Consider the following 14,280-nt stretch of genomic DNA (forward strand, 5'->3'; position numbering starts at 1 on the left):
AACATGAATGAAGAATATAACCATTAGATCTGAAACATTAAAAAACGCATTATACCCTTATGACCGTTATTAATATAAACGAAGTTATGACACATCTTTTGCCTGGACAAACAATAGCAGGCTTAGATTTAGGGACAAAAACTATCGGAATTGCGATTTCTGATATGGGGCTGACTGTCTCAAATCCGCGTCCTGTACTACAGCGAAAAAAATTTACAGAAGATGCTTACACACTTGTTAAAATTTTTGACCGTGAAAATGTAGGCGTTATTATCATTGGCTTACCCCTTAACATGAATGGGAGCAGCGGTTCTCGTGTTCAAGCAACCAGAGCTTTTGTGAGCAATATGAAAGCTTATACAAAAATTCCATTTGTTTTTTGGGACGAACGTTTGTCAACAATTGCTGCAGAGCGTTCTCTTCTAGAAATGAATGTATCGCGCGCTAAAAGAGCAAGCCGAATTGATTCGGCAGCCGCTGCTTTTATATTGCAAGGTGCTCTCAATAGAATTCAAAACTTTCATCATATGGAAGGATAGAGGACATTGAGCAAATGCCCTGCATTATATCGTGCAATGAGCATCCCGTAGGAAGATCTCCATTGTCCCCCAAGACGGCTTTCCATATAGGCATTTGCAACATGTTCTATGTCTGTAGAACGTAATGCTGCTGCTGCTGCTGCATAGGCTACCTGTTCAACAAAAAACCTTCCTGCACCTTCATTTGCTGATGCCATATCACCTGCTGACTTAATAATTTCAATTGCTCGTGGTCCCGCTGGTCCAATATCAAGAGCAATTTTTTCTAACAATTTCTGAAACAGTCCCGGTGCTTTTTCAGCAATAAGAATGGCATCCTTTACCAATTGATTAGCAGAACTATTTCTCACAATTCGTGCAGGCCCATTATGCAACATTTGTGATAATGGATTATTCTCTATAAAACTTTCAATACCAAGTTGTGCAATAATTTCGCCAATAATAGGCACAACCAATTGACTTACGTGATAAGCAATAATAGGTGTCATAATGCGGGCAAAAGCTGCTTCAGAACGGTCATTTGCTGCATTGTCAAATGCTCTCGCTAAACGCAAAACCAATGCTTGTGAAGCAGCTATATCTAATGCAATATCTGCAAAAATACGTTCTGTCAGTGGTGGTAAAGGTTGATTGGGCATTTTTTTCCGGAAAAAGTCTATGCCAAATTGAAGAGCTGCTCGTAAAACACCTGCCGATATAACTGATTGATCGAAACGCATCATCGTCTCGATATCTTTAATAACTTTAAGCCCTTCTCCAGCATTTCCCAAAAGCCAACCATAACTGCCTTGGAAATCAACAACCCCCTCTGGTGTTAAAAGTTCTCCAGAACGCTGAATTAAATGACGAATCGATATAAATCCATTTAATGCGCCATTTTCTTGTATGCGTGGAATAAAAAAACAACTTAAATGACCATTTAAATCTGCACTAACAAGATATCCGTCAGCAGTAGGATTAATAACATTGGTTTTTACAACATTTAAACGATATAGATCACGTTCCATACTTTCATCGAAAGAAATCTTCTTAACGCTTGGAAAATTAAAAGCGTATTTTTCAATATCATCAAATGCACAAGTTAGAGAAGCAGCCTTTTTATGATGAATAGGCTTTGATGAGGAATCATATTGGCGTGATAAAAGTACATTTTGCCATTTTTTGAAAAGCTCAATATCACTAATTAAAACAGCAATAGCTGCACTCGTTATGATAACTTCATTCAAATGTCCTGTTTCTAAACCAGCAGATAAAGCTAAACGAATCGCACGCGCTTGATAGCGTACTCCATTTTCTGAGCTCGTATTTTCCCAAAGTGAGGTAACCAAACCAGCTTGTCTAGAATATTGTTGAAGAGCTTGATAGGAAGAATGAATCTCTAATTTTTCCGTCGGTTGCCCCCATTCATCATTATAACACAATAAAGGCTTATAACGATTCGCCAAGCAAGAGAGTTTCCATGCTTCTCGACTCGCTGCAAAATCTCCTATTTCTTCAAAACTTGCTAACAAAAACTTAGGCAAAGTAGAGGCAATACGAAACATAAGCGTATCGCTAAGAAATGTATTTTTTCGACGATTATTTTGCGCAGATACAGCACTCATAGGTATATTCCTACATTCAAACCATTCATATCATAGACTATTTGTCTTTTTAGAGTTAAGAAACATTTATCATATTCAAACAAATGCTTGTTTAACCTGTTTAGAGAGAGATAAAGAAGAATGCTATGATTCAAGATAATTTTTTTCCACTTTTCCCTCATCAACATCTTTTAGCTATTAAAGATCTAAGTGTACAAGATCTTAATACATTGCTTGATCGTGCAGAAGCAAATGTTATCCTTTCTAACAAGATTGATAAAATAAAATCTACTTTGCATGGACGGACTCAAATTAATCTCTTTTTTGAAGCCTCTACGCGAACACAATCTTCTTTTGAATTAGCGGGTAAAAGGCTAGGTGCACACGTGATGAGTCTTGCGATCGGCAACTCATCTGTAAAAAAAGGAGAAACATTACTTGATACAGCTACAACTCTCAATGCGATGAAGCCGGATATACTGGTTTTTCGCCATAACAGTGCAGGAGCGGCAGCTTTATTAGCGCAAAAAGTTGATTGTTGTGTCATTAATGCAGGTGATGGTGCTCATGAACATCCAACACAGGCTTTATTAGACGCTCTAACCATTAAAAGGGCAAAAGGTCGTATTGAAGGATTAACTGTTGCGATTTGTGGAGATATCTTACACTCACGTGTTGCCCGTTCCAATATCTTGAGTCTCAATGCTTTGGGTGCTCGTGTTCGTGTTGTTGCTCCCTCAACACTCTTGCCCGCAGAAATCGCTCATATGAGTGTTGAGGTTTTTAACACGATGAAAGAAGGCCTTAAAAATGCTGACGTTATCATGATGTTGCGCTTACAGCATGAACGGATGACAGGTTCTTTTATTCCCTCTACGCATGAATATTTCCATTATTTTGGCTTACATAAAGAAAATTTAGCCTATGCCAAAAATGATTCCATTATTCTGCATCCTGGACCAATAAACCGTGGTGTAGAGATTGCATCTGACATAGCAGATGGACCACAAAGTATGATTCATACACAAGTAGAAATGGGAATTGCAGTGCGTATGGCTGTCATGGAGGCTTTATTAGATTCACGCGCAAAGATCAGTGGAGAAAAAAAATGATAAAACCAATTGTTTTTCAAAATGCTCGTATTATTGATCCTTCGCGCGCAATCGATGAAATTGGTACAGTTATTGTTGAAAATGGACGGATTATAGCCGCTGGAAAAGAAGCTCTGAATCAGGGTTTCCCAGAAGAAGCAGAAATTGTTAACGCACAAAACAAAGCAATTCTCCCTGGCCTTGTTGATGCGCGCGTTTTTGTTGGAGAATTAGGGAATGAACACTGTGAAACAATCGCATCAACAAGTCAATCCGCCGCCGCAGGTGGTATTACTTCTTTCCTCATAATGCCAGATACGCGTCCAGTCATTGATAATGTGGCACTTGTTGAATTTATTAGGCATACAGTACAAGAAAAGTCATCGGTCAATATTTATCCCGTTGCTGCAATCACACAAGGTTTCAACGGACAGAAAATAACAGAATTCGGCTTACTAAAAGATGCAGGTGCTGTTGCCTTTTGTGAAGGAAAAAAAACGCTTCAAAGTTCATCTGTTATGCGACGTGCAATGACTTATGCGCGTGATTTTGATGTTCCATTGATGCATGAAACGCAAGATAAAGATCTTACAGGACAAGGTGTGATGAATGAAGGACTGCTCGCCAGTTGGCTTGGTCTTTCTGGCATCCCCCGCGAAGCAGAAGTTATCCCACTTGAAAGGGATCTGCGATTAGCAGTATTAACGCAAACACGCTATCATGCCGCTCAAATATCAACAGCACTCTCTGCTGATGCACTTCGTTTAGGTAAAAAACGCAGTGAGAAAATTTCAGCGGGTATATCTATTAATCATTTATCTTTCAATGAAAATGACATTGGTGAATATCACACCTCTTTTCGCTTAATGCCCCCATTGCGTACAGAAGAAGACCGTATAGCAATGATTGAAGCAATAAAGGATGGGACTATAGATGTTATTGTCTCTTCTCATGATCCTCAGAGTAACGATACAAAACATTTACCATTTAATGACGCAGCGGTTGGCGCTATTGGTATGGAGACTTTATTGAGTGCAGCCTTACGCCTTTACCATGATGAGAGCCTATCTCTTCTACGGATAACTGAACTTTTGTCAACGGCGCCTGCAAAGCTCTTTGGACTCAATGCAGGAACACTGAAGAAAGGTGCTCATGCAGACCTTATTGTGGTTGATCTTGAAGAACCATGGGTTGTTTCGAAAGAGAAGCTCTATTCACGTTCAAAAAATACCCCTTTTGAGAATGCACGTTTTCAAGGACGCGTGCTCCAGACCTTTGTGAAAGGGAAAACCGTTTTTAAACTTGATCAACAAACTTAATGAGATTCTTAATGAATGAAGCAGAAATATTTTTTCAGTCCACTCCATGGTTTATTTTCCTCATATCTTATCTCATTGGCTCGATTCCATTTGGTCTTCTTTTTACGAGATTAGCCAAACTTGGCGATGTGAGAACAATTGGTTCCGGCAATATTGGAGCTACAAATGTTTTACGAACAGGAAATAAAAAACTTGCTGCTCTAACACTTCTTTGTGATATGTTGAAAGGAACTATCGTTGTTTTCGTTATAAAGTTTTTTAGTGATCCGCTAGACAATAGTATCCTTGTTTCTCTAGCAGGTTTTTTTGTTTTCTTAGGACATCTTTTCCCCATATGGCTTAAATTTAAAGGCGGCAAAGGTGTTGCTACCTATCTAGGGGTCTGCTTAGGAATCTATTGGCCTGCAGCAATTATTTTTATTATTGTATGGATAACGATTTTTCTCCTCACACGCTATTCCTCATTATCCGCACTCATTTCTGTTGTTATAACTGCGATATTTGTTTTTTACTTTTCCGATCCTTATTTCTATTTTATGCTGATTGTGATGAGCATATTTGTGTATATAAAGCATTACGCAAATATCGGTAGATTATTAACTGGGGAAGAAAGTAAGATTGGGACTCAAAACGGGGATAAATAAAGGAATCCTGCTCACTGATCGTCAACGTCTAAATTGGTTACGGTTGTTGCGTAGTGAAAATGTTGGAGCAGTGAGTTTTCGCAATCTCATTGATCATTATAAAACAGCAGAGGCTGCTCTGGCAGCGCTGCCAGAGCTTAGCAGAAAAGGTGGTGGTTCTGTATCTATTAAAATAGCAAGCTTAGAAGATGCAGAAAAAGAAATACAAAAAGCTAAAAGATTAGGTGTTCGGTTTATCGGTATGGGAGAACCAGATTATCCAGCTTTTCTTAAGGTTACAGAAGCCCCTCCGCCGCTTATTGCTATCAAAGGTAATGTTTCAATTTTTCAAAAAACTTCTATTGGAATTATAGGTTCTCGAAATGCTTCAGCTGCGGGAAAAAAGCTTACGGCTCAATTTGCGCGTTTTCTCGGAGAAGCAGACTTTGTAACAATTTCTGGGCTCGCTCGTGGAATTGATAGCGTTGCGCATCAAGCAAGTTTAAAAACAGGAACTGTTGCAGTCATGGCTGGGGGAATTGATCATATCTATCCTCCTGAAAATAAAAAGTTGCATGAAGATATTATCGCCAACGGTGGAGCCATCATCAGCGAAATGCCCATTTCTTGGAAGCCGCGTGCTATCGACTTTCCAAGAAGAAACCGTATTATTGCAGCTCTATCACTTGGTCTCTTGGTTGTAGAGGCAGCTCTGCGCTCAGGGTCCTTAATTACCGCACGTCAAGCAGCTGAAATGGGGCGGTTAATTTTTGCCATTCCCGGCTCACCACTTGATCCAAGATCTGTTGGTACAAACAATCTTATCAAGGACGGTGCTCTACTCACCACACATCCTTCTGACATCATAGAAACACTTACGCCATTAATTTCACCGCTTCCAAATTCGCAACTCAATTTTTTTGAGGAACCATCCTCTTTACAACTTGAAAAGGAGAATTTCAATTTAGCAAATGAAAAAAACAGCAGCCCCTCTTTAGCAGGTGATGATGCAGCACGTGCAGCAGTTCTCTCCGCTCTTTCAACAACGCCAATCGATTTAGACACACTCAGTACCCACACAGGTGTTTCACTTCCAACTCTCTACCTCTTGTTGGTAGAACTCGACCTTGCTGGAAAGCTTATTCGACACTCTGGTGGTTGTGTGTCATTGTCGAATCTTGATCTTCCCCAAGAGCCTCAGCACTATTAATAATGCTTTGCCCTTCTTTGGCAACCATATCCAAAAGCAATGCTAAAAGCGGACTATGCGCCTGACGCGCCATCTGATTCATTTGCTTAGACATGTCTGTAATATATTGGATAACTTTTAAATGATTTATAAACATAATCCTCTATCCTTGAGCATTTCCCCTCCTACCTCTCAATAGACGTTATCTTAGTATTTCGCCGTATGTTTTTGTAATAACAGTGGAAAGTAAATCGTGTAATTCTATATAGGGTGTATTCTAATAATAACAATCATAAGTTGTACAATATTCATGTTTTTTATATGGCTAATATTTTTTTATGTTCTCTTAAGCAATTGTCATTAGCTATTCGCGTAAAAGGCGTTTATAAAAAAGTTTTTTATTTCAATATTTGGGTAAAATTATGAATATCGTTATCGTTGAATCTCCAGCAAAAGCAAAAACAATTAATAAATATCTTGGGTCTCAATACAAAGTTGTCGCATCATTTGGACATGTTCGTGATTTACCTGCAAAAGATGGTTCTGTTTTACCGGATCAAGATTTTTCTATGAAATGGGATATAGATTCTTCTGCCGCTAAACGTTTAAATGAAATAGCAAAAGCCGTTAAAGAAGCCGATAGCCTTATATTAGCAACAGACCCTGATCGTGAAGGGGAAGCTATTTCATGGCATATTCTGGATGTTCTTCGTCAAAAAAAAGTTTTAAAAGATAAACCTATTAAAAGAGTTGTCTTCAATGCCATCACCAAAAAGTCTGTGCTTGATGCTATGAACAATCCACGTGATATTGATACATCACTTGTAGATGCTTATCTTGCACGTCGCGCACTTGATTATCTCGTTGGTTTTACACTTTCACCTGTTTTATGGCGGAAACTCCCTGGTGCACGTTCAGCAGGACGCGTTCAATCGGTTGCTTTGCGTATTATTTGTGATCGTGAATCAGAAATAGAACATTTTATCAAAGAAGATTATTGGTCCGTTACAACACAATTAAAAACCATCCGAAATGATAGTTTCCAAGCAAGATTGACAATGTTTAATCAACGAAAAATAGGCAAGCTTGATATTCAATCTCAAGAACAAGCAGACCAAATTCGCTTTATGTTGGAGAAAGCCCAATATCATACACTCAGTGTTGAAGCAAAACCTACAAAGAGAAATCCTCTTCCTCCATTTACAACCTCCACACTACAACAAGCAGCTTCTTCAAAATTAGGATTTTCAGCTTCTCGCACTATGCAAATTGCCCAAAAGCTTTATGAAGGCATTGAAATTAATGGTGAAACGGCAGGACTTATTACTTATATGCGTACCGATGGTGTGCAAATAGCACCAGAGGCTATTGATTCAGCACGAAAAGTTATTCATGAAACTTTCGGTAAAGACTATATTCCTGAAAAACCACGTTTTTATTCAACAAAGGCAAAAAATGCACAGGAAGCACACGAAGCGATCCGCCCAACAGATTTTCAACGCAATCCTAGTCAAGTCCGTAATTTTCTCGATAGCGATCAAGCAAAGCTCTATGAGTTGATATGGAAGCGTGCTATTGCCAGCCAAATGCGTTCTGCTGAAATTGAACGCACAACTGTTGAAATTGAAGCACAGCAAGGAGAAAACCGTGCAAATCTACGATCAACAGGATCTGTTATTCGCTTTGATGGCTTTATTTCCGTCTACACCGATCAACGAGACGAAGAAAATAATGAAGAAAATGAAACAACACGTTTACCACAAATAAACACTGGTGAAGCACTTACAAAAGAAAAAGTTGAATCTGTACAGCATACCACAGAGCCCCCTTCTCGTTATTCTGAAGCTTCATTAATTAAAAAGCTTGAGGAGTTAGGAATTGGTCGTCCTTCAACTTATGCCTCCACATTGGCGACATTGTGTGACCGTGGATATATTGTAATTGATAAACGAAAGCTTATTCCCGATGCTAAGGGACGTATTGTTACAGCCTTTCTTGAAAATTTTTTTAATCGCTATGTAGAATATGGTTTCACAGCAGATCTTGAAGAAAAGCTGGATCTTATCTCTGATGGAAAACTTTCTTGGAAAGACGTATTGCGAGATTTTTGGGATGGATTTAATGCATCTATTAGCAATATCCAAGAACTCCGTATAACCAATGTTCTTGATGTTTTAAATGTAACATTAGCACCTCTCGCCTTTCCTGAACGTGAAGATGGAAGTGATGTGCGTTCCTGTCCTCTTTGTAAAAATGGTCAATTATCATTAAAACTCGGTCGTTATGGTGCTTTTGTTGGCTGTTCTAATTATCCCGAATGTAAGTACACACGCCAACTCGGTACAGATACTGGAGAAGAGAATGAAGCTGTGCGCAATGATGAACCTGTTATCCTTGGTATTGACCCTGAAACAGGAAAAGATATCTCTCTTCGTAATGGTCGGTTTGGTCCCTATATTCAACTTGGTGAAAGCAAAGAAGTTAAGCGTGCAGGACTACCAAAAGAATGGCAGGCAGAAAACGTAACCCTTGATAAAGCCTTGGCCTTACTATCCCTTCCCCGTGAAATTGGCATTCATCCTGAAACTGGAAAAACAATCACAGCTACGATTGGACGATATGGTCCCTATCTTAGCCATAACGGAAAATCTGCGCGCCTTCTTCATGCAGATGAAGTTTTTGATATTGGTATCAATCGCGCTGTTACAGTATTGGCAGAGCAACAAGAAAACAAAACCAAGCAAAGCAGAGCAACACCTGCAGCATTGGCAATATTAGGAGAGCATCCGGAAGGAGGAACCATTACCGTGCGCAACGGGCGTTATGGTCCTTATGTCAATTGGGGTAAAATTAATGCAACATTGCCAAAAGATAAAGATCCCATTAGTGTAACATTGCCAGAGGCATTAGAACTTATATCGGCTAAAGCATCAAGTAAAAAAACAACTTCAAAAAGAGCTTCTTCTAAAACAAAAGCAAAAATAAAAGAGACATAAATTTTGGCTAAAGGTGAAAAAAACATAAAATATCTCTCTTCATTCAAGGAGAAAAATTTTCCCGATAAGGAAGAAATCCTTTCCTTTATAAATGAGAATCCTAACCACTCAAGTAAACGAGAAATCGCCAAAGCTTTTAACTTAAAAGGCGATTCCCGTATTTGGCTTAGAGATATATTACGTGAGTTAAAGGATCAAAATCTTATATCTAAACAAAGCAAAAGAGCAATAAACAAAGGAAAATTACCTCCTGTTACTTTAGTAAAAATTAGCGGACGTGATAAAGATGGGAGTTTTATTGCACAACCTCTTGAATGGGAAGATTCTCCAAAGCCCAATATTGAAATACACTCTTTTCATCACATAAAAGGAAGTAGCATTGGTGTTGGAGATCATATTCTTGTAAAAGTTTTTCGAAATAAAAATTCTGAAAGCTCAAGCCCCCCTTATTCGGGACGAATTATTCGTAAAATTGATGTATCTCCCAAAAGCGCATTTGCTGTTGTACGAAAATTTGAAAATAATCAATGGCGCCTTGATCCTATAGACCGCAAAACCAATGAACTCATTGTTGAAATGTCTCCAGAAATGAAGATTGAAATTGGTGATCTCGTTGAAGTCGAAATTAAAAAAAATACTGGTTACGGATTAAAGAGCGCAAAAATAAAGAATGTTTTAGGGCATATTAAGAGTGAAAAAACACTCTCAATGATAGCGCTTCTTTCGAAAGGAATTCCTTATATTTTTCCTGAAAGTGTTCTTGAGCAAGTCAAACATATCAAAGCTGCCAATATGGATAATCGTGAAGATTGGCGACAATTACCATTTATTACAATTGATCCACCAGATGCAAAAGACCATGATGATGCAGTTTATGCAACCAAGGATAAGGATCCAGCAAATAATGATGGTTGGATTATTATTGTGGCCATTGCAGATGTTTCTTACTATATCAAAACAGGAAGCGCATTAGATAAAGAAGCATTGAAACGTGGAAATTCTGTTTATTTTCCCGATACCGTTGTGCCAATGTTACCTGAACGCCTTTCTCATGATTTATGTTCTCTGCGTGAAGGAAAAGAAAGACCAGCTTTAGCCGTTCGTATGATTTTTGATGCAAACGGTAATAAACGAAAACATAGTTTTCATCGTACTATGATTCGTGTAAGAGCCAAGCTTTCTTATCAAGAAGTACAATTGGCAATTGAAGGTAATATAAATGAAAAAACAGCCGCTCTTTTTGAGAGCATTTTGCAACCCTTATGGGAAGCCTATACATGCCTTAAAGCTGCGCGAAATCGTCGCCAACCACTAGAATTAGAAATTGCAGAAAAAAAGATTATTCTTGATCAAAACGGATGCATAAAAGATGTTGTGAGTGAAACACAATTAGAAGCGCATCGTTTAATTGAAGAGTTTATGATACAAGCCAATATTGCAGCTTCTGAAACATTAAAACAACATCACCAGCCCCTCATTTATCGTATTCATGAAAAACCTTCTCTTGCTAAGCAAGAAATACTTCGGAGCTTTCTTCAAAGTTTGGGGATACCACTCTCCCGCGGAAGCGAACTTACCTCAGCGCGCCTTAATAGCATTCTGGCAAAAGTGACGAATACACCACAAAAAGAATTGATCAACCAAGTTATTCTGCGCTCACAATCTCAAGCTGAGTATAATCCAAAAAATATCGGCCACTTTGGTTTAAACCTACATAACTATACACATTTTACATCCCCCATCCGTCGTTATGCTGATCTTATTATTCATCGAGCACTCATTAAAGCGCTGAAATTAGGAAATGATCAATTAACAAATACACAAGAACAAAATCTTGCAGAAATTGCTACGCAAATTTCTTTATACGAGCGCCGTGCAATGATGGCTGAAAGGGAAACTATTGATCGGCTTGTTGCTCACTATTTAACGAATAAAATCGGCCGTATTTTTACAGGTCGCATTTCCGGAGTTACAAAAGCAGGTCTTTTTATCTCACTTGATAAACTCAATACAGATGGTTTTGTCCATATTTCTACACTTAAAAATGATTATTATCATTTTGATGAAGCACAACATGTTCTTATAGGACAGCGTAGCCATAAAGGCTATCAGCTCAGTGATGTTGTAGAAGTAAAACTTATAACGGTACAACCTTTTGCTGGCGCTTTATCCTTTGAACTCTTAACAAAACCTCGTCCAATAAAATTTTCACCGACATCCTACCATAAAAACAAATTAAAAAAACAAAAGCACACTTTTTATGGGAAAAGAAAAAATTAAGCTTCTTGTCCTCCATTAAATAGAACATGAATAATAAAATAATGAATAAATTCAAGTTAAGAAATGACTTATATTATGTAATATTTTTATTATTTTATGTGTACAATCTTTTTTCTTTAGTATACAAGAGGATAAATTTTATTGTTATCTTTATAATAACCATATAAAAATTTTGCAGTTTTTTATACTCAGGGAATGAGAAAAACTGCAAAGAATAGTTTTGGCTCCCTTTCATTTCATCTCATCTTTTTATTGTTTAAATCAACAAAAGTATCTTAAGCCATTCTCATGAAAAAAAAAGCTTTTGACTCTCAAAACAATTCTTTGCGTGCAATTATTGCAGCTATTGTAACTATTGGCACCGTTGGAACAGCATTGGGAATAGGAACACAACTTGTCTCTCTTCTTATGGCAGAGAAAGGTATTTCCAATAGTATGATCGGCTATAGTGGAACTGTTGGTGGATTTGCCACAATTGTTGCAGCTATTTTTACTTCTCGAATCGCCTTATGCTTAGGCATTTCTAAAACGATATTATTTATGATGGCCATAGGATCTTTAAGTTTTTTAGGATTCTATTTTTTTGAATCCATATGGGTTTGGTTCATTTTAAGGTTTATATTACATTTTACTATGACAGTTATGTTTATCCTGTCAGAGTTTTGGATCAACAGTTATGCTCCCCCTAAAAGACGTGGTTTGGTTCTTTCCATTTATGCTATTGTCCTAGGATTAGGGTTTGCGGTAGGTCCAACACTATTAGCAAAAGTGGGAACACGAGGATTTATTCCTTTTGCTGTTGGTTATAGTCTTATTATATTGGCTGCTATCCCAATTCTTGCCGCTTGGAAATTAAGTCCAGAATTTCAAAAAAGCCAATATACACCATTTTTTCGTTATCTTTTTCACGTTCCAAGCGCAATGATGGCAGTACTTGTTTACGGTGCTATTCAAATGGGCGCATTAACTCTTATTACACCCTTTAGCTTATCCATTGGTTATAATGAGAATGAAGCAGCACAATTTATAGCAACCCTTGCGCTCGGAAATGTTTTCCTCTTAATTCCTATCAGCATTATAAGCGATTATGCCAAAGATCGACGCTATCCGCTGATAAGTTGCGCTATCTTAGGTTTTGTGGGAACTTTCATGGTACCATGGATCATTCAATATCCATGGATTCTGATGCTTGATCTGTTCCTTCTTGGTGGTGTATCAGCGAGCCTTTATACAATCGGCCTTGCACATCTAGGGGCACGTCTCAAGGGACAAGAACTTGCTGCTGCTAATTCTGCTTTTATTTTTTGCTATGGAATTGGTATGCTTATCGGGCCGACCGTTATCGGAAAATCCATGGATATCTTTAATCCTTTCGGTTTTTCAATAGCTATGGCTGTTTTTTTTAGTTTATATGTCACTCTGGTGTTTGTCCAACTTATGAGAAAATTAATCAGCTCTTGACTTTTTTGAGAACATCCGTAGTGTTGCTGGAAAATCTGATGACATCAGAAATAGGTTTTGATAACAAGATAATATTTTTTCAGTATAATCAGTATAAATAGGGTTCTTACATTATGGCTAAAGCAGCAACCATTAAGATCAAGCTTTTATCAACTGCAGATACCGGTTTTTTCTATGTAACAAAGAAAAACAGCCGTACAATGACAGATAAAATGAGCAAGCGTAAATATGATCCAGTTGTAAAAAAGCACGTTGAATTTAAAGAAACAAAAATTAAATAAATAGACTTATCATTGAATTGATAGATTTTATACTCCAAAAGAGATGTGGGAATATTGCTCTTCAAAGTTATTTTTTGAGGGGTGTTTTTTGTTTCCTTAAGTTTAAAAAGTTTACTTTAAAATTTGTATGTTTTGTACGGTTTTGAATAAGTTGATTTATTATTTAAGTTGCTTACATATATTCTACATGAATATTTGATTATTGTGATTATTGTGATTATCTAACGAAAATTTTGTCATTAAAACGAGACATTGTTTCGTCATATGAATAAAATTTCTCGAACGAATTATAAGCAATACTAAAATAGAGTGCATTATAATAATGTTAGCAGTTTCTTGGTTTCATGAAAAAAATTTCTCATTTTAATCTAAGGAGCTTAAAAAAAATCACTGGTTTCAATATTTTTGTTGCTGCTAGCATTCTTATTTTTATGTCAATTTATTTTAAGCAGAATCAGCCGTTGCCTCAAAAAGAAAAGTTTTCTTCTCAAAACTCTGTTAAAGGAAACGCAGTAATTATTGATGGCGATTCTATCATGATTTCTTCAATTAAGATTCGACTGGTTGGAATTGATGCTCCTGAACTCCACCAATTTTGTGGAAAAAAGAAGGAACGCTACCCTTGTGGACTTGAGGCTAAAAAATATTTAGAACAACTACTAGACAATCAAACTGTTACATGTCACTGGCATAAAATAGACCAATACAGTCGTGTTCTTGCAACATGTAAAACAAAACACGTTAGCAATATCAATGCAACGCTTGTACATAATGGTTGGGCTGTAAGTTATTATGAATACCCTAAAGAAGAACAAGAAGCTAGAAAGAAAAAGAAAGGAATATGGGCATCAAGTTTTCAACGACCGCGAGAATGGCGCAAAGCAAATCCTCGCACTGAATAAGAAAAATATTTTTTAA

General features: G+C 37.4%; 12 protein-coding genes. 10 read left to right on the plus strand and 2 right to left on the minus strand.

Annotated elements, in window-relative coordinates:
• Positions 1-59: 59 nt before the first annotated feature.
• Positions 60-539: a Holliday junction resolvase RuvX gene (gene ruvX / locus ACFIJ8_RS03185; RefSeq protein WP_273787945.1), complete on the plus strand. Its 480-nt coding sequence runs from the start codon at positions 60-62 to the stop codon at positions 537-539.
• Here the strand turns inward: ruvX and ACFIJ8_RS03190 are convergent.
• Positions 524-2,143 carry an acyl-CoA dehydrogenase family protein gene (locus ACFIJ8_RS03190; RefSeq protein ID WP_375638992.1) on the minus strand — a complete coding sequence of 540 codons (1,620 nt, stop codon included), beginning with the start codon at positions 2,141-2,143 and terminating at the stop codon, positions 524-526. The genes ruvX and ACFIJ8_RS03190 overlap by 16 nt on opposite strands.
• Positions 2,144-2,268: 125 nt before the next feature.
• On the opposite strand from ACFIJ8_RS03190, the gene ACFIJ8_RS03195 reads away from it, so the two are divergent.
• Genes ACFIJ8_RS03195 through dprA form a run of 4 tightly spaced genes read left to right on the plus strand, consistent with a single transcriptional unit; the run spans position 2,269 to position 6,365 of the window.
• Positions 2,269-3,234, plus strand: a complete 966-nt coding sequence (locus tag ACFIJ8_RS03195; protein WP_273787943.1) for an aspartate carbamoyltransferase catalytic subunit — start codon at positions 2,269-2,271, stop codon at positions 3,232-3,234.
• Positions 3,231-4,532 carry a dihydroorotase gene (locus ACFIJ8_RS03200; RefSeq protein ID WP_375638993.1) on the plus strand — a complete coding sequence of 434 codons (1,302 nt, stop codon included), beginning with the start codon at positions 3,231-3,233 and terminating at the stop codon, positions 4,530-4,532. The genes ACFIJ8_RS03195 and ACFIJ8_RS03200 overlap by 4 nt, the downstream gene beginning before the upstream one ends.
• 11 nt (positions 4,533-4,543) lie before the next feature.
• Positions 4,544-5,176, plus strand: coding sequence for a glycerol-3-phosphate 1-O-acyltransferase PlsY (gene plsY / locus ACFIJ8_RS03205; protein WP_375628377.1), 633 nt, complete (start codon positions 4,544-4,546; stop codon positions 5,174-5,176).
• On the plus strand, positions 5,151-6,365 hold the full coding sequence (gene dprA, locus ACFIJ8_RS03210) for a DNA-processing protein DprA (RefSeq protein WP_375638994.1): 1,215 nt from the start codon (positions 5,151-5,153) through the stop codon (positions 6,363-6,365). Before plsY ends, dprA begins: the two co-directional genes overlap by 26 nt.
• Here the strand turns inward: dprA and ACFIJ8_RS03215 are convergent.
• Positions 6,295-6,501 carry a hypothetical protein gene (locus tag ACFIJ8_RS03215; RefSeq protein WP_005773510.1) on the minus strand — a complete coding sequence of 69 codons (207 nt, stop codon included), beginning with the start codon at positions 6,499-6,501 and terminating at the stop codon, positions 6,295-6,297. The genes dprA and ACFIJ8_RS03215 overlap by 71 nt on opposite strands.
• A 265-nt stretch (positions 6,502-6,766) precedes the next feature.
• On the opposite strand from ACFIJ8_RS03215, the gene topA reads away from it, so the two are divergent.
• The 5 genes from topA (at position 6,767) to ACFIJ8_RS03240 (ending at position 14,264) form a co-directional block, all read left to right on the plus strand.
• Entirely contained in the window at positions 6,767-9,340 is a 2,574-nt protein-coding gene (topA, locus tag ACFIJ8_RS03220; RefSeq protein ID WP_375638995.1) for a type I DNA topoisomerase, read from the plus strand.
• 3 nt (positions 9,341-9,343) lie between these two features.
• Complete coding sequence (rnr, locus tag ACFIJ8_RS03225) at positions 9,344-11,620, plus strand: ribonuclease R (RefSeq protein WP_375638996.1); 2,277 nt, start codon at positions 9,344-9,346, stop codon at positions 11,618-11,620.
• A 288-nt stretch (positions 11,621-11,908) separates the two neighbouring features.
• Positions 11,909-13,081, plus strand: coding sequence for an MFS transporter (locus tag ACFIJ8_RS03230; RefSeq protein WP_273787937.1), 1,173 nt, complete (start codon positions 11,909-11,911; stop codon positions 13,079-13,081).
• Between the two features lie 113 nt (positions 13,082-13,194).
• Positions 13,195-13,362, plus strand: coding sequence for a 50S ribosomal protein L33 (gene rpmG / locus ACFIJ8_RS03235; protein WP_004864083.1), 168 nt, complete (start codon positions 13,195-13,197; stop codon positions 13,360-13,362).
• 344 nt (positions 13,363-13,706) lie between these two features.
• The gene (locus tag ACFIJ8_RS03240) at positions 13,707-14,264 is read left to right on the plus strand and encodes a thermonuclease family protein (protein WP_375638997.1); all 558 of its coding nucleotides are present in this window, start codon (positions 13,707-13,709) and stop codon (positions 14,262-14,264) included.
• The last annotated feature ends 16 nt before the right edge of the window (positions 14,265-14,280 follow it).

The sequence above is a fragment of the Bartonella sp. MF74HXZ genome (assembly GCF_042194445.1).
Taxonomy (GTDB): Bacteria; Pseudomonadota; Alphaproteobacteria; order Rhizobiales; family Rhizobiaceae; genus Bartonella; species Bartonella grahamii.

What these genes read in the sequence shown, in the direction of transcription:
- ruvX (WP_273787945.1), top strand. Translation starts at nt 60, where the DNA reads ATGACCGTTATTAATATAAACGAAGTTATGACACATCTTTTGCCTGGA.
- ACFIJ8_RS03190 (WP_375638992.1), bottom strand. Translation starts at nt 2,143, where the DNA reads ATGAGTGCTGTATCTGCGCAAAATAATCGTCGAAAAAATACATTTCTT.
- ACFIJ8_RS03230 (WP_273787937.1), top strand. Translation starts at nt 11,909, where the DNA reads ATGAAAAAAAAAGCTTTTGACTCTCAAAACAATTCTTTGCGTGCAATT.
- ACFIJ8_RS03215 (WP_005773510.1), bottom strand. Translation starts at nt 6,501, where the DNA reads ATGTTTATAAATCATTTAAAAGTTATCCAATATATTACAGACATGTCT.
- plsY (WP_375628377.1), top strand. Translation starts at nt 4,544, where the DNA reads ATGAATGAAGCAGAAATATTTTTTCAGTCCACTCCATGGTTTATTTTC.
- ACFIJ8_RS03240 (WP_375638997.1), top strand. Translation starts at nt 13,707, where the DNA reads ATGAAAAAAATTTCTCATTTTAATCTAAGGAGCTTAAAAAAAATCACT.
- rpmG (WP_004864083.1), top strand. Translation starts at nt 13,195, where the DNA reads ATGGCTAAAGCAGCAACCATTAAGATCAAGCTTTTATCAACTGCAGAT.
- topA (WP_375638995.1), top strand. Translation starts at nt 6,767, where the DNA reads ATGAATATCGTTATCGTTGAATCTCCAGCAAAAGCAAAAACAATTAAT.
- ACFIJ8_RS03200 (WP_375638993.1), top strand. Translation starts at nt 3,231, where the DNA reads ATGATAAAACCAATTGTTTTTCAAAATGCTCGTATTATTGATCCTTCG.
- ACFIJ8_RS03195 (WP_273787943.1), top strand. Translation starts at nt 2,269, where the DNA reads ATGATTCAAGATAATTTTTTTCCACTTTTCCCTCATCAACATCTTTTA.